Raw genomic sequence first — 19,156 nt, forward strand, 5'->3', positions numbered from 1 at the left:
CCCCATGTTTGAGCGCCTTATCCAATTCGCCATCGAGCAGCGCATCATTGTGCTGCTGGCGGTGCTGTTGATGGCCGGTGTCGGCATCGCCAGCTATCAGAAGTTGCCCATCGACGCGGTGCCTGACATTACCAACGTGCAGGTACAGATCAACTCGGCGGCGGCCGGTTTTTCGCCGCTGGAAACCGAGCAGCGCATTACCTTTCCGATTGAAACCGCCATGGCCGGGCTGCCGGGTTTGCAGCAGACGCGTTCGCTGTCGCGTTCGGGGTTGTCCCAGGTGACGGTGATTTTCAAAGACGGCACCGACCTGTTTTTCGCCCGGCAATTGGTCAATGAGCGCCTGCAAGTGGCACGCGGGCAACTGCCGTTGGGCATCGAAACCGCGATGGGGCCGATCTCCACCGGCCTTGGCGAAATTTTCCTGTGGACCGTCGAGGCCGAAGACGGCGCGCGCAAGGACGACGGCACGCCCTATACGCCGACCGACCTGCGCGTGATCCAGGACTGGATCATCAAGCCGCAACTGCGCAATGTGCCGGGCGTGGCCGAGATCAACACCATCGGTGGTTTCGCCAAGGAATACCAGATAGCCCCGGATCCCAAGCGCCTGGCGGCCTACAACCTGACCTTGGGTGATCTGGTCACGGCGCTGGAGCGCAACAATGCCAACGTCGGCGCCGGTTACATCGAGCGCAGTGGCGAGCAATTGCTGATCCGTGCGCCGGGGCAAGTGGCGTCGATTGATGATATTGCCAACATTGTGATCACGACCTCGGACGGCACGCCGATCCGCGTGCGCAATGTGGCGCAAGTCGAAATCGGCCGCGAGCTGCGCACCGGCGCGGCCACCGAAAACGGCCGTGAAGTGGTGCTGGGCACGGTGTTCATGTTGATCGGCGAAAACAGCCGCACCGTGTCCCAGGCGGTGGCGAAGAAACTCGAGGAAATCAACCGTTCGCTGCCCGCCGGTGTGGTCGCCGTGACGGTCTACGACCGCACCAACCTGGTGGAAAAAGCCATCGCCACGGTGAAGAAAAACCTCTTCGAAGGCGCGCTGTTGGTGGTCGCGGTGTTGTTTCTGTTCCTGGGCAATATCCGCGCGGCGCTGATCACGGCGATGGTGATTCCGCTGGCAATGTTGTTCACCTTTACCGGCATGTTCACCAACAAAGTCAGCGCCAACCTGATGAGCCTCGGCGCGCTGGACTTCGGTATTATCGTCGACGGCGCGGTGGTGATCGTCGAAAACGCGATCCGCCGTCTGGCCCATGCGCAGCAGCGACATGGGCGGTTATTGACGCGCAGCGAGCGCCTGCATGAAGTGTTCGCGGCGGCCAAGGAAGCACGGCGTGCGCTGATCTTCGGGCAGTTGATCATCATGGTGGTTTACCTGCCGATTTTCGCCCTCACTGGCGTGGCCGGGAAGATGTTCCATCCCATGGCGTTTACCGTGGTGATTGCGCTGCTGGGCGCGATGATTCTGTCGGTGACGTTCGTGCCCGCCGCGATTGCGCTGTTCGTGACCGGCAAGGTCAAGGAAGAAGAAAACCTGGTGATGCGCACTGCGCGTCGGGTCTATGCGCCGGTGCTGGATTGGGTCATGACGCGCCGTTCATTGGTGTTCGGTTTGGCGGTGTTGACCATCGTCGCCTCGGGCGCGGTAGCGAGTCGCATGGGCAGCGAGTTTATCCCCAGCCTCAGTGAAGGCGACTTCGCCCAACAGGCTTTGCGCGTACCCGGCACCAGCCTGTCGCAATCGGTGCAGATGCAGCAGCAGCTGGAAAAAATACTGATCGCCCAAGTGCCGGAAATCGAGCGCGTGTTTGCGCGCACGGGCACGGCGGAAATCGCTTCCGACCCGATGCCGCCGAACATTTCCGACAGCTACGTGATGCTTAAACCGAAGGACCAATGGCCAGACCCGAAGAAGTCCCGCGAGGCGCTGATTGCCGATATCCAGCGCGCCAGTGCGATTGTGCCGGGCAGTGCGTATGAACTGTCGCAACCGATTCAGCTGCGGTTCAACGAGCTGATTTCCGGGGTGCGCAGCGATGTGGCGGTGAAAGTATTTGGCGATGACATGGCGGTGCTCAACAAGACCGCCGGGGAAATCGCCGAGACCTTGCAAAAGCTTGATGGTGCCTCGGAGGTGAAGGTGGAGCAGACCTCCGGCCTGCCGGTGCTGACGATCAATATCGACCGTGACAAGGCCGCACGTTTTGGCCTGAACGTGGGTGATGTGCAGGACACCATTGCCGTGGCCGTGGGTGGACGCCAGGCCGGTACGTTGTACGAAGGCGACCGGCGTTTTGACATGGTGGTGCGGTTATCCGACGCGTTGCGCACCGATATCGAAGGCTTGTCGCGGCTGTTGATTCCGGTGCCGGCGTTGGCCGGGAGTGCGGCGGGGCAGTTGGGATTTATTGCGTTGTCTCAGGTCGCCAGCCTGGACCTGGTGCTCGGCCCGAACCAGATCAGCCGCGAGAATGGCAAGCGTCTGGTAATTGTCAGCGCCAACGTGCGCGGGCGTGATATCGGCTCGTTTGTCGAAGAGGCCGAGACGGCCATCAGCACCCAGGTGAAGGTGCCCGCCGGTTACTGGACCACCTGGGGCGGCCAGTTCGAACAGTTGAAGGAAGCCTCCGAGCGTTTGCGCATCGTGGTGCCGGTGGCGTTGCTGCTGGTGTTCGGGTTGCTGTTTATGATGTTCAACAACCTCAAGGACGGCTTACTGGTGTTTACCGGGATTCCGTTCGCCTTGACCGGTGGCATCATGGCGTTGTGGCTGCGCGATATTCCGCTATCGATCTCGGCAGGCGTGGGCTTTATCGCGTTGTCCGGTGTGGCGGTGCTGAACGGCCTGGTGATGATTGCCTTTATCCGCAACCTGCGTGAAGAAGGCCGCTCGTTAGCGCTGGCGGTCAACGAAGGCGCGCTGACGCGCTTGCGCCCCGTGTTGATGACGGCGCTGGTAGCGTCACTTGGATTTATCCCCATGGCACTCGCCACCGGCACCGGCGCCGAAGTGCAGCGGCCGCTGGCGACGGTGGTGATCGGCGGAATTATTTCCTCTACGTTGCTGACCTTGCTGGTGCTGCCGGCGCTGTACCAGTGGGCGCATCGCAAGGAGGAATGATGCGTATGAGCTGAGCGGGCTTGATACTGAAATCACCAACGCTCCCACAGTGGATCGGCTTTGTTGCTGCGGTTTCGGTTTGCAGGGCCATCGTGTCGAACGCAGACTCCACCAGCAACAAAGCTCAACTGTGGGAGCTGTCGAGCCCCAGCGAGGCTGCGAAGGCGGCGGTACAGGCGAGATATAAGGTGCCTGACCCACCGCTTTCGCAGCCTCGCTAAAGCTCGACAGCTCCCACAGGGGATCGGCTTTGTTGCTTGGGTCTTGGTCAGCAGGGCCATCGCGTCGAACGCAGATTCCACCAGCAACAAAGCTCAACTGTGGGAGCTGTCGAGCCCCAGCGAGGCTGCGAAGACGGCGGCATAGGCGACATATAAGTTGCCTGACCCACCGCTTTCGCAGCCTCGCTAAAGCTCGACAGCTCCCACAGTGGATCGGCTTTGTTGCTTGGGTCTTGGTCAGCAGGGCCATCGCGTCGAACGCAGATTCCACCAGCAACAAAGCTCAACTGTGGGAGCTGTCGAGCCCCAGCGAGGCTGCGAAGGCGGCGGCACAGGCGATATATAGGGTGCCTGACCCACCGCGTTCGCAGCCTTGCTAAAGCTCGACAGCTCCCACAGGGGATCGGCTTTGGTTTGAAGTCCGCATTCCCTATTCAGGCAATACCCGAGGAAACACCAGGCGAAACAAGGTAAAGCCACCGGGCAGGCTGCGCACATCAACCTGCCCCTGGTGCAGGGCCATGATTGATTGCACGATGGCCAGGCCCAGCCCGGTGCCGCCTTCGGTACGGGCGCGGCTGCTGTCCACGCGGTAGAAACGTTCGAACAGGTGCGGCAGGTGCTGCGCCTCAATCCCCGGGCCGGGGTTGCTGACCGACAGCGCAACCTGATTGCCATAGGCCTCCACCAGCATTGAAATATGCGACTGCGCCGGGCTGTGGCGGATGGCATTGGACAGCAGGTTGGACAGGGCACGTTGAATCATCAGGCGATCGCCCTGTACCTGGGCATCGCCGCTGAGGGTCAGGGTCAGTTGTTTGTCTTCGGCACTCAAGGCGAATAAATCCATCACTCGATGGGCCTCTTCTGCCAGCGACACTTGGGTAAATGAGCCTCGCGCGGCCGGATGGCTGACCTGGGCCAGAAACAGCATGTCGGAGACGATGCGCGCCAGGCGTTCGAGCTCTTCGGTGTTGGACTCCAGCACTGCTTTGTATTCCTCCGGTGGCCGCTGGCGGGACAGCGTCACCTGGGCCTTGCCCATCAGGTTGGTCAGTGGCGCGCGCATTTCGTGGGCAAGGTCATCGGAGAACTGCGACAGCTGTTGCACGCCCGCGTCCAGGCGGTCGAGCATCACGTTGAAGCCATGGGCCAGTTCGCCCAGTTCCTGGGGCAGGTTGTCGATGGATAAACGGTGGGTCAGGTCCTGGGTGGTGACCTTGGCCGCCACATGACTGAACTGCTTCAGTGGCGCGAGCCCGCGTTGCACCAGCCACCAGGCGCCCATGCCGATCAGGATCAGCAGCATCGGCAAGGCAATCAACGTGGCGCGCAGGTAGGCACTGAGCAACGCCTGGTCGTCCATGCGGTCCAGCGATAGCAGCACGCGCACCCGTTCGCCATTGGCCAGGCGCATCAGGCTGGAGGCGCTGAGCACCTGGTTGCCATTGCTGTCGGCCCAATTGAGATAGCCGAGGGTTTCCCTGGGGGTGAAGTCCGTCAACAAAGGCTCTTGGGGCTTGGCGCCGATGCTCAGCAAGACGCTTTCATCCGGTGCGGTGCCGACGATGGTCAGGTAGAAGTTGTCGTGGCCGATCACCAGGTCCATCAATGAGTGCGGGCGGGCGCGGATGCGGTTGGCATCCAGGCCTTGGGCCAGGCTGTGCTGGATCTGCTCCATCTTGCTTTCCAGGTTCTTGCGCGCCAGCTTTTCCAACTCGTGGGTCAGGGCCACGTACGCCAGGGTCGCCAGCAACAACACCAGGCCTGCGCCCATCAGGCTGACCGTCAAGCCGAGGCGCATCGACAAACTCCCGGTTCTCATCCACGTGCCTCCAGCACATAACCCACGCCGCGAATGGTGTGGATCAGTTTCACTTCGCTCTGGTCATCGACCTTGGCCCGCAGGCGGCTGATGGAGACTTCCACCACATTGGTGTCGCAGTCGAAATTCATGTCCCACACCAGCGAAATAATCTGCGTGCGGGTCAGTACTTCGCCGGTCTGGCGCATCAGCACCTGCAGCAGCGCAAACTCCTTGGTGGTCAGGTCGATACGCCGGGTGCCGCGATAGGCGCGATGGCGACGCGGGTCCAGTTCCAGGTCCAAAACGCGGAACACGTCCGGCTGGGGGATATGCTCACTGCGCCGCAACAGGGTACGCACCCGCGCCAGCAGCTCGGGAAACTCGAAGGGTTTGACCAGGTAATCATCGGCGCCCATGTCCAGGCCCTTGATCTTGTCGGCCAGGCGGCCACGGGCAGTCAGCATCATCACCCGTTGTGTGCCATTGCGGCGCAATTGCTCCAGCACTTCCCAGCCATCCTTGCCCGGCAGGTTGACGTCGAGGATGACCAGCTCATAGGCGTGCTGCCCGGCCAGGTGCAGGCCGTCGATGCCATTGGACGCGCAGTCCACCACATAGCCGCTTTCATTCAGGCCCTGTTGCAGGTAGTCGGCGGTTTTTTGCTCGTCCTCAACCACAAGGATACGCATGGGGGGTTACCTTTTACTGAGGGATAAGGGCTCCATTTCCTTATGGAATCAGGTGTTTTTGGAGTAGGAAAAGTCTGAACCGTGAAGTAGCTTCAGGGTCAACTGTGACCATTGGTCGCTGCTAAACCTGCCCGCAAAAAAAAACGCCCCGAGGGGCGTTAAAAATTCATCTCTTTCCAAAGGAGCTACAAAAAAGCTTCTAGAGACGAATGTTGCTCGGTGCAAATAAGTTGATGCGAGTATAGGAACTTCAACTTAACGGGAAGCTGAGCTCAATATTACAGTTTTGATACCTGGCTATTTGTGAACAGATGTTAGTTAACGGCAAACGAATGTAAGGGCTCACAGTGCAACCAGTGGATACTCGGCAATCAAGCGAACTTCCTCCAGGTCTGACTCGAACGCACTGGAGCGCACCGTGGCCTGGCGTAAACGCAAGGACAAATCCTTGAGGCTGCCACTTTGCACCACGTACTTGGCCTCGATATCCCGTTCCCATCGGCGTTGATCGGTCAGCGGGTTACCGGCTGCATCGCGGCGCATGTACACCGCGTTGGCATTGCTGTAGTCGGCGCCGGTGCCTTTGGCGTAGCGGGTCATGAATGAGAGGCCGGGAATGCCGAAGGCCTGCATGTCGAGGTCGTAGCGGGCCATCCATGAGCGCTCCTTGGGCGAGTTGAAGTCGCTGTACTGGATCGAGTTATTGAGGAAGATCGAGTCCGACTGGCGCAGGTAGTCGAAGTCGTCATTGCCATTGTTGCGCTGGTGCGAGAGGGCCAGGCTGTGGGCGCCGACCTTGACCCCGAGCCTGGCGCTCCAGATGTTGTTGTTGAATTCGCCCAGCAGTTTTTTGCCTTCGTCCACGGCCTTGTAATAGTTCACGTCACCGAACAAGGACACGTTTTCACTCAATGGGTAACTGGCGTTGGTGCCGACGTAGTATTGGTCCCAGGCGTCCTTCAGGCGGCTGCTGTACGCACTGACACTGAGGTGTTTGTTCACCGCGTAGTCGCCGCCGAAATAGCCGATCCAGGGCGAGTCGACCTTACCTGCATAGAAGGTCGCAAAGCCCTTGTTCATGCCGCTTTCACTCGGCTGGCTCATGCCGCTCAAGCGCCCGCCTTGCAGGCTCAGGCCCTCAAAGCTGGTGTTGTGAGCGGTGACGCCGCGAAAGCTTTCCGGCAACAGGCGCGAATCGCCAGCGGCCACCACCGGCGTGGCGGGGAACACATCGCCAGCTTTTATCACCGTATCCAGCACCCGTAGTTTCGCCGCACCGCCGAATTTGCTGTAGCTGCTTTCGGGGTGGTTGTCGCTGTCTACCGGCAGCACGCCGAACGACCCCTTGCCGCCGCTGCGACCGGTGCCCGAGTCGAGCTTGAGGCCGTACATGACGAACGCATCCAGGCCGAAGCCAACGGTGCCTTGGGTAAACCCGGATTCGAATTTGCCGATCAAGCCCTGCGCCAGGGCTTCAGAGTAACCGTTGCCGGTAGGGCTGGACTGGCCCTTGCGGTCATCGCGGTTGAAGTAAAACGTGCGCGCCAGCACGTTCACGCTGCTGCCTTCGATAAAACCGTCGGGCTTGTCCTCTAAGGCCACGGCCGCCAGGGGCAGTGCGGCGAGCAAGGAAAAGGGAAGGATATGGTTAGTAATGCGCATGGTTCGCTCCTGGGTAGTGGCAGTTTTCAGCTTCTTATAGAGGCGGGCGTTCTTATTGATCTGGCCCGGGCCGATAGTTGCAAACCGTGGATAACGAACTCATGGCGTGAACATTACAATTCTGGAAACTCACGGCCACCTAACAAATAAGTAATGTTTTGGTGAACATTGCGTCAGGGTTGGTTGATTAATCTCGTCACTGAACTTTTCTGACGAGGAACTAATGATGAACGCTTATAAAGTTGCCCTGGGTGTATTGGTCGCGGTCCTGTCTTTTGGCGCGTTGGCCGAAGGCGGCGGGGACCGCACCTTTGCCCTGATGATGGAGCGCAATGAAAAAGCCATGGCTGCTTACGCCGAAAAGAAGGGCAAGCCCGCACCCGAGGTGCAGGCCTACCGCTATGGCATGAAGCTGGACATTGAGAGGGTGGTCAACGTAACGCCGCCGATCCGCTCCTGCGAAGCGGTGCCGTCACGCATGACCTATGAAGACTCCACCGGCAAGCTCAATACCCTGGAATACCAAGTGATGGGTGTGTGTCGAAACAACGGCGGTTAATGGATCCAAAAAAAGACAGCTGGCTGCGGCGAAAAAAACGCTTCAGAAAACGCCCGCAGCGCCGATGCAGGTCAGATACACCTCACCCAATGCCATCGGTGCCTCATGTTCAATACCCGCCTGAAGCAAGAGCTGTCTGCTCTTCGCGAAGAATTGTCGAGCTTGCAGCAGGTCAAGGAGAGCCTGGAAAGTGAAATGCTGTGCCTGACGCTGGATGCCGACGGCCGGGTGGAGTGGGCCAATGCCAACTTCCTGCAAGAACTGATTTACCAGGCCAGCAACATCATGGGGCGTCTCATTGATGAGCTGGTGCCGCCGCATGTGCGCCAGGACGAATTCCAGCTGCGCTTTAAAAATGCCCTGGTGCGCGGCGAACACTTCGCCGGCACCGTACGCCTGATGCGTGGCAACGGCAAGGAAGCGTGGCTGCGCTCGATTGTGCAGCCGGTGCGCAACTCGGAGGGGCGCATCAAGCATTTTTCGATTTACTCAAGCGACCTCACCCGCACCATCGAGGCGTCGCGCGAGCATGAAAACCTGATCACCGCGCTGGTGCGTTCCACGGCGGTGATCGAATTCGACCTCGACGGGCATGTACTTACGGCCAACGATCGCTTTCTCGGCGGCATGGGTTACAGCCTGGCGCAGATCCAGGGCAAACATCACCGCATGTTCTGCGAACCGCAGGAGTACAACAGTGCCCAATACCAACAGTTCTGGAAGCGCCTGAACGCCGGTGAATTTGTTGCGGCACGCTTCAAACGGGTCGACAGCCATGGCCGCACGGTTTGGCTGGAAGCCACGTACAACCCGGTGCTGGACGCCAATGACCGCCTGTACAAAGTGGTCAAGTTCGCCACGGTGATTACCGATCAGGTCAATCAGGAACAAGCCGTGGCCGAGGCTGCCAATATCGCCTACAGCACCTCGCTGCAAACCGACAACAGCGCCCAGCGCGGCACCACCGTGGTAACCCAGGCGGTGGATGTGATGCGTGATCTGGCCAAGCATATGCAACAGGCCGGTGACGGCATCGAGGCGCTGAATGCCCAATCCCAAGTGATCGGCACTATCGTCAAGACCATCAGCGGTATCGCCGAACAGACCAACCTGCTGGCGCTCAACGCAGCCATTGAAGCGGCACGTGCCGGTGAACAGGGCCGTGGCTTTGCGGTGGTGGCCGATGAGGTACGTCAGTTGGCCTCGCGTACCAGCAAAGCCACGGAAGAGATTGTCGGCGTAGTCCGCCAGAACCAGGACATGGCCCGCGATGCAGTGACCTTGATGAACGATGGCCGCCTGCAGGCCGAACAAGGCCTGGCCCTGGCGGCCGAGGCGGGCACGGTGATCGTGGAGATCCAGGACGGCGCGCAAAAAGTCGTCAGCGCGGTGGGCCAGTTCGCCAATCAGCTGTCGAGCTGACCCGTAGGGCGTGTGCTTGAGGTATCGTAGGTTTTTTCTTGCTTGAAGAGCCGACCCTCCATGAGCCCGACCCACCGTCGCCCCGTTCCGCTGTCCAAGGCCTACCGCTTGCTCAACCACGGCCCGACTGTGCTGGTCAGCGCAGCCCACGATGGCAAACGCAACATCATGGCCGCCGCCTGGGCGATGCCGCTGGATTTTGAACCGCCCAAAGTCGCCGTGGTGTTGGACAAGTCCACCTGGACCCGGCAACTGCTGGAAGGCGCCGGCACGTTTGTGTTGCAAGTACCCTGTGTGGCGCAGGCCGATCTGGTGCAGACGGTCGGCAATACCAGCGGTTCCGAGACCGACAAGTTCGCCGCCTACGGCCTGCACACCTTCAGTGGCGAGCACACCCAGGCGCCGCTGCTGGAAGGCTGCGTGGCCTGGCTGGAGTGCCGCTTGCTGCCCGAGCCGCACAACCAGCAGACCTACGACCTGTTTCTCGGCGAAGTGATCGGCGCCTATGCCGACGAGCGCGTGTTCAGCGACGGGCATTGGCACTTCGAAGGGCATGACGAATTGCGCACCTTGCACCATATCGCCGGCGGAAATTTCCTCAGCATCGGTGCGCCGGTTGTCGGGCGCCAGCTGTAAGCCACGGCTGCAGCGTGCTGCAGGCCGGGTGAGTGTTTTTGCCGGCGACCCCGCATTGTGGGAGCTGGCTTGCCTGCGATAGCGTGTGTCAGGCACCCAATATATTGACTGATGCACCGCCATCGCAGGCAAGCCAGCTCCCACAGGTTTAATCGCATTTCAGGTGGGCCAATCAGCGCCCTAGCATCTTCACCCATCGCGACGGCGGCATGCCGTAGGTGCTGCGAAATTGCCGGGTCATATGGCTCTGGTCGGTGAAACCTGCGGTCAGGGCCGCGTCCACCAGCGATTGGCCCTGGGCCAGCAAGCTGCGCACCAAGTCCAGCCGGCGCATGGTCAGGTAGCGGTAGGGGCTGGTGCCGAACAACAAACGAAAATCTCGCGACAGCGCCCAGCGATCGCGACCGCAGTGGTCGGCCATTTCATCCAGGGTGATGCTGCGGCCCAGGGCGCTGTGGATAAACTCGCGGGCGCGCTCGGCAGCCACATAATCGAACGACTTGCGGCTGATGATCGCGCCGGATGCCGCGTTCAGCGCGTGTGCCAGGTCGAACAGGGCGTCCTGTTCCTGCATCGGGTCAACCGGGCAGTCGAGGTTTTGCAGCAACACTTCGCTGGCGCGGAAAAGGCGTGGGTCAGTCGACAAACCGTTGTGGATAAACGGCAGTGGCCGACCACCGAGAATCTGCTGGATCAGCGCCGGCTCCACATAAATCATCCGGTACTTGAACCCCTCCACGCTGCTGGCGCGGCCGTCATGGGATTCATCGGGGTGAATCACCATGGTCCTGCCCGGCAGGCTATGGGTCATGCAGCCACGGTAGTGGTAGCTTTGCACGCCAAACAAGGTGCGGCCGATGGCGTAGGTGTCGTGGCGATGCGGGTCAAACGCAAAGCCTGCAAAGTACGCCTCGATACGGTCCAGGCCGCTGGCGTGCGGGGCGCGGTGCAGCCAGTCGAGGGTGGAAGTGGGTTGGCCCATGATGACTTGTCACATGTAGAGGTGGAAACACGTTAACCGAGTCTGCATCGGTTGTCTGCCGAGGTCTTGTACGATTGTGCAGGCGTTGGGCGAGGCCTATGATCCGGGTTCGTGTACTGCGCTGACGGAGCTGCCCATGGACGTTATCAACCCTGCCTATGTGGCCCCGCTGGTCTCGCTGGCGCTGCTGTGGACAGTCGCTGTCGTAACGCCTGGGCCGAACTTTTTCAACACCGCGCAGTTGGCTGCCAGCTGCTCCAGGCGCCATGGCGTTGTGGCGTCGGCGGGTGTAGCCAGCGGCACGATCATTTGGGGCTTGGCGGGCGGCTTGGGCATCAAGTCGCTGTTTACCGCCGCGCCGATGCTCTACCTGGCATTCAAGATCATCGGCGGTTGCTACCTGATCTACCTTGGGCTCAAGTTGTTCAAACGCTCGGCTCCGGCTGCGGGCCAGACGGTTCTGCCCGACGCACCGCGCCGCTCATTGTTCTCTGCCTGGCGGTTCGGGTTACTGGGCAACTTGTCCAACCCCAAGGCTGCGCTGTTCGTCGCGACGGCCTTTGCCTCGACCATGCCGCCATCTCCTTCGCCCGCGCTGCTTACCCTGGCCGTCATCACCATGGCCACCTTGTCGTTCAGTTGGTATTCCAGTGTTGCCCTGGTGTTTTCCAGCGAGCGCATGGCCAGCCTTTACGCGCGTTCACGCAAATGGCTCGACCGCTTTGCCGGTGGTTGCTACCTGCTGTTCGGCGCACATCTGGTAGCGAATCGCTGACCGCTCATGGTAAGAAGCCTTACTTTCAACAGTGAGGCCGGGTCATGAGCAAGGTGCGTGTAGGTATTATTTTTGGTGGCCGTTCGGCCGAGCACGAAGTCTCGTTGCAGTCGGCGCGCAATATCGTCGATGCGCTGGACCGTTCGCGCTTTGAGCCGGTCTTGATCGGCATCGACAAGGCCGGCCACTGGCACCTCAACGACACGTCGAACTTTCTGATCAACCAGGAAAACCCGGCGCTCATCGCTCTTAACCAATCCAACCGTGAACTTGCAGTGGTGCCGGGCAAGGCCAACCAGCAAGTGGTGGAAACCTCCGGTCAGGGCCTGCTGGAACATATCGACGTGATCTTCCCCATCGTCCACGGCACCCTCGGCGAAGACGGCTGCCTGCAAGGCCTGCTGCGCATGGCCGACCTGCCTTTCGTCGGCTCCGACGTGCTGGGTTCGGCGGTCTGCATGGACAAAGACATCAGCAAGCGTCTGCTGCGCGATGCCGGTATTGCTGTCACACCGTTTATCACCCTGACTCGCCGCAACGCGGCGCGTACCTCGTTTGAAGCGGCTGTGAACAAGCTCGGTTTGCCGATGTTCGTCAAACCCGCCAACCAGGGTTCTTCGGTGGGTGTGAGTAAGGTTGGCAACGAGGCCGAGTACCACGCCGCTGTTGAACTGGCCTTGGGCTTCGATGAAAAAGTGCTGGTGGAGTCCGCGGTCCAGGGCCGTGAAATCGAATGCGCCGTATTGGGCAACGACAACCCCATCGCCAGTGGCTGTGGCGAGATTGTGGTGAGCAACGGCTTCTATTCCTACGACAGCAAATACATCGACGGCCAGGCGGCCCAAGTGGTGGTGCCGGCCGATATCAGCGTCGAAGCCCGCGAGCGTATTCGCCACCTCGCCATTGAGGCGTTTGAGGTGCTGGGCTGCGCCGGCCTGGCGCGGGTTGATGTGTTCCTCACCGATGACGGTGAAGTGCTGATCAACGAGATCAACTCACTGCCAGGCTTCACACGTATCAGCATGTACCCGAAGCTGTGGCAGGCGGCGGGGATGAGTTACAGCGAGCTGGTGAGCCGGTTGATCGAGCTGGCGCTGGAGCGGCATGCCGGGCGTAAGGGGCTTAAGATCAGCCGATGAAATGACTCGAGTAACATGTGGCCTCTGTGGCGAGGGAGCTTGCTCCCGTTGGGGCGCGAAGCGGCCCCAAAACCAGACAGCATGGTTCTACCCTGAAATAACGTAGTGGCTAAATCGGGGCTGCTGCGCAGCCCAACGCGGGGCAAGCCCGCTCGCCACAAAAGCGCCCTTGGCACTGATCAGGGGTTGCGAGCAATCCACGAATAGATCAACGTCTTTGCTTCTTCAGGGTGATGCGTGCGCCTGCGATAGCTGGCGAAAGTGGAGGATGTGCAATACGTACACACTTCACTGACTTCGATCTGCTCACGCTTAAGCCCTGCTGCTAACAGCAACATTACCCCGAAGCCGCTCAAATCAAACCAGGCACTTCCCGTTTGCCTGGCATAGGGCGGGGCAATTTCGGGGGGCAGCAATGGCGCCGGTTGTACGAAGCTCCACGGTGCCCGGTCGTCAGGCCACAGATGGCCTTGATCCGCCTGAAACTGCGCAATAAAGTCCTCGCTCACTTCATAGCAGCACGGTTTGATTGACGGCCCGATTGCCACCTGCAACTGCTCCACGGCGATGCCTTTGTCGGCAAATTGCTGCACGGCATTGGCGATGATCCCGCCTTGCAACCCCTTCCAACCGCCATGCACCGCTGCGACCGTCGCACCGTCTTCAGCCGCGATAAGAATGGGCAGGCAATCGGCTGTGATCACCGCAATCGGCTGATGCTCGCGCGTGAACACGCCATCCGCCGCCACGCTGTTGGTTGCCAACTGCGCCTGCCATTCAATCACCGTCGCGCTGTGTACCTGCTTGCAGATGAACACTGCGTCCGGGCGCTGCGGGTCATTGATCGAGCAAAAACCATGGTCGACGCCGCCAAGGGCGCCGAGGTTATCGGCCTGTTGCACAGCACGCTCTCCGTTCGTAGAACATTCAGTCACCGACCGCTTCGCCTTCACGCCGAGGGTCGGCGCCGCCGCTCAGGGTTACCTTGCCTTGAGCATCGCGCGTGCGAACAATGGCCTGGATGCCGCTGGTCATATCGATTTCGCTCAACGCGTGGCCCTTGTCACGCAGCGCTTGTTTCAACGCAGGGCTGAACAGGCCGGCCTCCAACTCGGTCGCGCCGTTGCGGCTACCAAAGTTGGGCAGGCTGATGGCGGCTTGCGGGTCGAGGTTCCAGTCGAGCATTGCCACCAGGGATTTGCTCACGTATTCGATGATTTGCGAACCGCCCGGTGAACCCACCGTCGCCAGCAGCTCGCCGCTCTTGCGGTCGAACACCAGGGTAGGCGCCATGGCTGAGCGAGGGCGCTTGCCGGGTTCGACGCGGTTGGCCACGGGCTGGCCGTTTTCTTCAGGGAGAAACGAAAAGTCGGTCATCTGGTTGTTGAGCAAAAAGCCCTGAACCATCACGTGGGAGCCGAACGCCGCTTCTACCGTGGTGGTCATCGACACCGCGCCGCCCTGGTCATCCACTGCCACCACTTGCGAGGTGGAGATGCGCAGCGGCGAGCGGTCCGGCGCGTAGGCCACCTGGATGCCCGCTGGTGTGCCCGGCTTGGCAATGCCCATGCTGCGTTCGCCAATCAATGTGGCGCGCTGTGCCAGGTAGTTGGGGGCGACAAGGCCCGCGACCGGTACTGGGGTGAAGTCCGAGTCGGCCACATACAGCGCACGGTCGGCAAACGCCAGGCGGCCGGCTTCGGCGATCAGGTGTACGGCTTCGGGCACAGGCTCAAGGCCGGCAGGCGATGCACTCTTCACCGGTTTCATCGGCGCGATGGCCAGGCGCGGGTCACGGGCCTCCACTGCCTGCAAGGTGCCGAGGATCTGTGCGACGGCTATCCCGCCCGACGACGGCGGCGGCATGCCGCACACCCGGTATTGCTTGTAGTCGGTGCACAACGGCGTGCGTTCCTTGGCGGTGTAGCCCTTAAGGTCAGCCTGCGAGAGGCTGCCCGCATTGCGATTGCCCTGGACCTTGCGCGCGATTTCATCGGCAATCGGCCCGTGGTACAGCGCGTCTGGGCCTTCCTTGGCGATGCGCTTGAACACAGCAGCCAGCGCCGGGTTTTTCAACAGTGTGCCGGTGGCTTTAGGCGAGCCATCGGCGTTCAGGAAGTAAGCCGCCATTTCCGGCGACTGGGGAATGTAGCGGTCGGCCGCAATCAGTGCGTGCAAGCGTGGGGAAATCGCGAAGCCTTGCTCCGACAGCCTGATCGCCGGTTCAAACAACTTGGCCCATTGCAGGTGCCCGGTCTTTTGATGCGCCATCTGCAGTGCCCGCAAGACGCCCGGCGTGCCGACCGAACGTCCGCCAATCTGCGCTTCGGGAAACGCCATCGGCGTGCCGTCGGCCTTCAGGAACAAGCGCTCAGTCGCGCCGGCGGGTGCCGTTTCACGGCCGTCATAGGCGTGTACGTTCTTGCCGTCCCACAGCATGATGAACGCGCCGCCGCCGATGCCGGAAGACTGCGGTTCCACCAGGGTCAGCACCGCCTGCATCGCTATCGCGGCGTCAATCGCCGAACCTCCCTGGCGCAACATCTCCCGCCCGGCTTCGGCCGCCAGCGGGTTGGCGGCGGCGGCCATATGGCGTTCGGCGTGGCGGGTGGTGAGGTCGGTGCGGTAACCCGAGCCCAGTTCCGGTGCCGGAGGCTGTTCGTTGACAGGTGTGTGGCAGCCGGCCAGCACCAGGGCTGCGGCAACCATCGACAGTTGACGGCGGGAAATCGTGAACACGCGCTGAACTCCGTTCATTTTGAGAATGATCTGTTGTCCTTGGGCAATCCCTTTTACAGGTAAATCGTGCCTTGCAGGTAGAGTGCTGCATGGCCTGAGATGATCACGCGGTCACCTTTGAGTTCACACCGCAGTTGCCCACGGCGCCTGCCGCCCTGTTCGGCGCTCAACTGCGACTTGCCCAGGCGCTCGGCCCAGAACGGTGCCAGCGAGGTGTGTGCCGAGCCGGTGACCGGGTCTTCATTGACGCCCACATTCGGGCCAAACCAACGGGAAACAAAATCAAAGCGCGTGCTTTTGGCCGTCACTGCTATCCCGCGTTTGGGCAGGCCCTTGAGGCGTGCAAAATCTGGCGTGAGTGCCGCGACCTGGGCTTCGTCATCAACGACAACGATATAGTCATCAGTGGCATACACCTCGGCGTGTTCGAGCCCCAGCGCGCTCAACATGCCGGCTGGCGGCTCGCAACGCTCGGGCTGTTTGGTCGGAAAGTCCATTGCCAGTTCGTCGCCATTGCGCGTCACGCGAAGCTCACCGCTGCGGGTGGCAAAACGCAAGATCTCAGGGGGATTCGGGAGTTTGTGAATCAGCACCCAGGCAGCGGCCAACGTCGCATGGCCACACAGGTCCACTTCGACTTCGGGGGTGAGCCAGCGCAGCTCATACACCTCGCCACGAGGCACGAAAAATGCGGTTTCGGAAAGGTTGTTTTCGGCGGCGATGTGGTGCAGCTGCTCTGTGGGCAACCACTCGGTCAGCGGGCAGACGGCCGCCGGGTTACCACCGAAGACCTGTTGGCTGAACGCGTCGACTTGATAGATATCCAGTTTCATCACAGGTGCTCCATGTAGGGAGGCAGGACACTAGCAGTGGGTTACGTGGAGCGTCAAAGTACAGATCCTCAGTTTTTTTGCGCGCATGTGTCCTGGTCAGCCCAGGCGCAACACCATCGCCCCGACGGCAATAATGCCGGCGGCAATGATGCGAGCCTGCGTTAAATGCTCTTTGAGCACCCACGCCGAAATCACTACGCCGAACAGGATCGAGGTCTCACGCAAGGCCGAAACCGTCGCTATGGGCGCGTGTGTCATCGCCCACAACGCCAGGCCGTATGACGCCACAGTGCCTGCGCCCCCGACGGCGCCAAGCTGCCAGTTACGGGCGACGTAGCGACAGAACGCTGCACGCCGCGCGGCTAAGGCCCACGCGGCGAGCGGGATGCCGGTCAGCAAAAATATCCACAGCGTGTAAGCCGCGGGTGCGCCGGACTTGCGCACGCCAAGGCCATCAATCAGCGTATAGCCGGCTATCACCAAGGCGTTTATCAGCGCGAGCACCAGCCCTTTTTTATGACCGGCCGAGGGCGCTGCGGCCATGCTCAAGATACCCAGGCAGATCACCCCAATGCCAAGCCAGGCAAACGCCGAGAGTGGCTCGTGCAACACCAGCACACTCACCAACGCCACCAGCAGCGGCGCAGTGCCACGCATGATCGGATAGGTCTGGCTCATGTCGGCAATGCGGTAGGTCGAGGCCACCAGTACGAAATACAACACCTGCAAAACCACCGATGCGCCGATGAAGGGCCAGCTTTCTCTGGCCGGTAGCGCCAGAAACGGGATGGCCGCCAGCGCAATCAATGAAGCGGCGGATGCAATCATGCAGGTGGTCAGCAGCTTGTCGACGCCGCCTTTGACCATCGCATTCCACGTGGCGTGGAGGGCGGCGCCCAGCAGGATGATTGCGAATACGCTGAGGCTCATGCGTCACCGTTCGTGGGGTTGATCAGCGACGTCAATACATGGTCCGCCCACACGCCATTGATCTTCAGGTAGGCCCGCGCGTGCCCCTCACGCTCAAAGCCCAACCGCTCAAGCAGGCGTGCGCTGCGTTGGTTTTCTGGCCTGTAGTTGGCCATGATACGGTGCAGTTTCATCTCTGCGAACACATAGTCAATCGCGGCGCTCAGCGCTTGGCGCATCAACCCTTGGCCTTGGGCCGTCTCATCAAGGGCGTAGCCCAGATGGCAGGCCTCGAATGCGCCGCGCACGATGTTGCTGAAGTTGCAGCTGCCGATTATCCGGTCGTCGCGCAGTATCAGCAGATGCAAGGCTTCGCCGCTGGTGGTTTTCTCGGCCATGGCTTCGAGGCGCTGGGTAATGGCGCCGAGTTCGAAGAAGTCATCATCGCGAGTCGGTTCCCAGGGTTGAAGGTAGGCGCGGTTTTGCACCAGGTGCGTTTGCAAGTCTTGAGCGTGACGAGGGTGAGCTGCGTGCAGTGTCAGCCGTTCGGTGGTGATGCCATGGGTGGGGAAGAGGGGGTTCACGTATCGCCTCCTTGTGGTTGGGGGCGAGTATGCCTGAGGGCTTTTCTGCAGGCATAAAAAAACGGCCTACCTTTCGGTAAGCCGTTTTTAGTACTTGGTGGCTACGCAGGGACTTGAACCCCGGACCCCAGCATTATGAATGCTATGCTCTAACCAACTGAGCTACGTAGCCAAGTGGCGCGCATTATTCGCGTAGAACGCATATGCGTCAAGCGTTTATTTTAAAAATTTATCTACGCTTTCAACTGTTTAAACAGAATAAGGCCAAACGGCGACGAGTGGTGTGGCGGATACGGGTATTTCAGCCACGAAGATCCCACATGGGTTTTGCGGTGTTCTGCTGACGGTATTCAACGCGTGGTCGCAAGGGTGTGGCGCTGTAAACACTTTGACGATGATCCCCAAGGTGCCATTCGGCGCGGCTTGTGATCCTGTTCTGCGCACGGTAAAGCGTCATTCGGTTGGGCAGATATCCCTGCCGCCCAACGCTTGCCCCCCAGGGCTTGCTTACGGATGCTGCGGTGTGTGGGTGACGCGCTTCAGGTGTTCGCGCGCCCGTGACAGACGTGAGCGAACGGTACCGATGGGGATGTCCAGCACGTCGGCGGTGTCCTGGTAACTGCCATCGGTTTCCAGGGAGGCATATAACGTCTTGCGCATCTCAGCCGGCAAATGATCGATGGCGTTCAAGGTTTTTTCCAGCCGGCGGTTGACCTCGAATTCCCAATCCAGATTCTTGTTTTCTTCCTGGCCGTGCCACAGCGATTCATCGAACTCGCAATGCACCGGTTTGGCATACAGGCGCCGGAAATGGTTGCGGACCAGGTTCTGCGCAATGCCGCACATCCAGGTACTGAGGGTAGCCTGGCCACTGAACCGCTCTCTGTTACGCCATGCCTCCAGGTAGGTCAGTTGCAGGATGTCGTCGGCGTCTTCGGGATTGAGTACGCGTTTATGAATAAAACGCCGGAGTTTTTTTTGCTGGTCGTCCGTCAGTTGGAGCATGAATTGAGGCGAGTCGCCAACGAGCTGCGCTAAAGCTTCAATAGGAATATTCACG

At 60.5% G+C, this 19,156-nt stretch carries 16 protein-coding genes and 1 tRNA gene; 6 read left to right on the forward strand and 11 right to left on the reverse strand.

Annotation, left to right across the window (positions count from 1 at the left end):
* Positions 1–4 precede the first annotated feature (4 nt).
* Complete coding sequence (locus AOA62_RS16610; RefSeq protein WP_017134519.1) at positions 5–3,139, forward strand: CusA/CzcA family heavy metal efflux RND transporter; 3,135 nt, start codon at positions 5–7, stop codon at positions 3,137–3,139.
* Positions 3,140–3,790: 651 nt separating this feature from the next.
* On the opposite strand, the gene AOA62_RS16615 is transcribed toward AOA62_RS16610, so the two are convergent.
* From AOA62_RS16615 to AOA62_RS16625, 3 genes are all read right to left on the reverse strand, one after another.
* Positions 3,791–5,185: a heavy metal sensor histidine kinase gene (locus tag AOA62_RS16615; RefSeq protein WP_099549205.1), complete on the reverse strand. Its 1,395-nt coding sequence runs from the start codon at positions 5,183–5,185 to the stop codon at positions 3,791–3,793.
* The gene (locus tag AOA62_RS16620; protein ID WP_017137677.1) at positions 5,182–5,856 is read right to left on the reverse strand and encodes a heavy metal response regulator transcription factor; all 675 of its coding nucleotides are present in this window, start codon (positions 5,854–5,856) and stop codon (positions 5,182–5,184) included. Before AOA62_RS16620 ends, AOA62_RS16615 begins: the two co-directional genes overlap by 4 nt.
* Before the next feature lie 342 nt (positions 5,857–6,198).
* Positions 6,199–7,518, reverse strand: coding sequence for an OprD family porin (locus AOA62_RS16625; protein WP_017137676.1), 1,320 nt, complete (start codon positions 7,516–7,518; stop codon positions 6,199–6,201).
* A 226-nt stretch (positions 7,519–7,744) separates the two neighbouring features.
* Between AOA62_RS16625 and AOA62_RS16630 the strand changes: the two genes are divergently transcribed.
* The 3 genes from AOA62_RS16630 (at position 7,745) to AOA62_RS16640 (ending at position 10,135) form a co-directional block, all read left to right on the forward strand.
* Positions 7,745–8,077: a DUF2790 domain-containing protein gene (locus tag AOA62_RS16630; protein WP_017137675.1), complete on the forward strand. Its 333-nt coding sequence runs from the start codon at positions 7,745–7,747 to the stop codon at positions 8,075–8,077.
* Positions 8,078–8,182: 105 nt separating this feature from the next.
* On the forward strand, positions 8,183–9,499 hold the full coding sequence (locus tag AOA62_RS16635; protein WP_099549206.1) for a PAS domain-containing methyl-accepting chemotaxis protein: 1,317 nt from the start codon (positions 8,183–8,185) through the stop codon (positions 9,497–9,499).
* 60 nt (positions 9,500–9,559) lie between these two features.
* Complete coding sequence (locus tag AOA62_RS16640; RefSeq protein WP_017137673.1) at positions 9,560–10,135, forward strand: flavin reductase family protein; 576 nt, start codon at positions 9,560–9,562, stop codon at positions 10,133–10,135.
* Positions 10,136–10,307: 172 nt separating this feature from the next.
* Here the strand turns inward: AOA62_RS16640 and AOA62_RS16645 are convergent, their stop codons facing one another.
* Positions 10,308–11,117 (reverse strand): AraC family transcriptional regulator, encoded by an 810-nt coding sequence (locus AOA62_RS16645; RefSeq protein WP_017137672.1) that lies wholly within the window; start codon positions 11,115–11,117, stop codon positions 10,308–10,310.
* 136 nt (positions 11,118–11,253) lie between these two features.
* Between AOA62_RS16645 and AOA62_RS16650 the strand changes: the two genes are divergently transcribed.
* Together AOA62_RS16650 and ddlA are read left to right on the forward strand one after the other, a co-directional pair.
* On the forward strand, positions 11,254–11,892 hold the full coding sequence (locus AOA62_RS16650; protein WP_017137671.1) for a LysE family translocator: 639 nt from the start codon (positions 11,254–11,256) through the stop codon (positions 11,890–11,892).
* 44 nt (positions 11,893–11,936) lie between these two features.
* Positions 11,937–13,031, forward strand: coding sequence for a D-alanine--D-alanine ligase (ddlA, locus tag AOA62_RS16655; RefSeq protein WP_099549207.1), 1,095 nt, complete (start codon positions 11,937–11,939; stop codon positions 13,029–13,031).
* 179 nt (positions 13,032–13,210) lie between these two features.
* Here ddlA and pgeF read toward each other — a convergent pair whose 3' ends face one another.
* The 7 genes from pgeF to AOA62_RS16690 all read right to left on the reverse strand — a co-directional run bounded on the left by pgeF (position 13,211) and on the right by AOA62_RS16690 (position 19,155).
* Entirely contained in the window at positions 13,211–13,933 is a 723-nt protein-coding gene (gene pgeF / locus AOA62_RS16660) for a peptidoglycan editing factor PgeF (protein WP_017137669.1), read from the reverse strand.
* 25 nt (positions 13,934–13,958) lie between these two features.
* Entirely contained in the window at positions 13,959–15,788 is a 1,830-nt protein-coding gene (gene ggt, locus AOA62_RS16665) for a gamma-glutamyltransferase (RefSeq protein WP_099549208.1), read from the reverse strand.
* A 35-nt stretch (positions 15,789–15,823) separates the two neighbouring features.
* Positions 15,824–16,603: a PhzF family phenazine biosynthesis protein gene (locus AOA62_RS16670; RefSeq protein WP_099549209.1), complete on the reverse strand. Its 780-nt coding sequence runs from the start codon at positions 16,601–16,603 to the stop codon at positions 15,824–15,826.
* Between the two features lie 96 nt (positions 16,604–16,699).
* A complete protein-coding gene (locus tag AOA62_RS16675) occupies positions 16,700–17,533 on the reverse strand; it encodes an EamA family transporter (RefSeq protein ID WP_099549210.1) in 834 nt (277 codons plus the stop codon).
* The gene (gene rimJ / locus AOA62_RS16680) at positions 17,530–18,096 is read right to left on the reverse strand and encodes a ribosomal protein S5-alanine N-acetyltransferase (RefSeq protein WP_176991527.1); all 567 of its coding nucleotides are present in this window, start codon (positions 18,094–18,096) and stop codon (positions 17,530–17,532) included. The genes AOA62_RS16675 and rimJ overlap by 4 nt, the downstream gene beginning before the upstream one ends.
* A gap of 95 nt (positions 18,097–18,191) precedes the next feature.
* A tRNA-Met gene (locus AOA62_RS16685) sits at positions 18,192–18,268 on the reverse strand.
* A gap of 335 nt (positions 18,269–18,603) precedes the next feature.
* A complete protein-coding gene (locus AOA62_RS16690) occupies positions 18,604–19,155 on the reverse strand; it encodes an RNA polymerase sigma factor (RefSeq protein WP_017137665.1) in 552 nt (183 codons plus the stop codon).
* Between the last annotated feature and the right edge of the window lies 1 nt (position 19,156).

Source organism: Pseudomonas sp. 2995-3, assembly GCF_002742565.1.
GTDB classification, from domain to species: Bacteria; Pseudomonadota; Gammaproteobacteria; order Pseudomonadales; family Pseudomonadaceae; genus Aquipseudomonas; species Aquipseudomonas edaphica.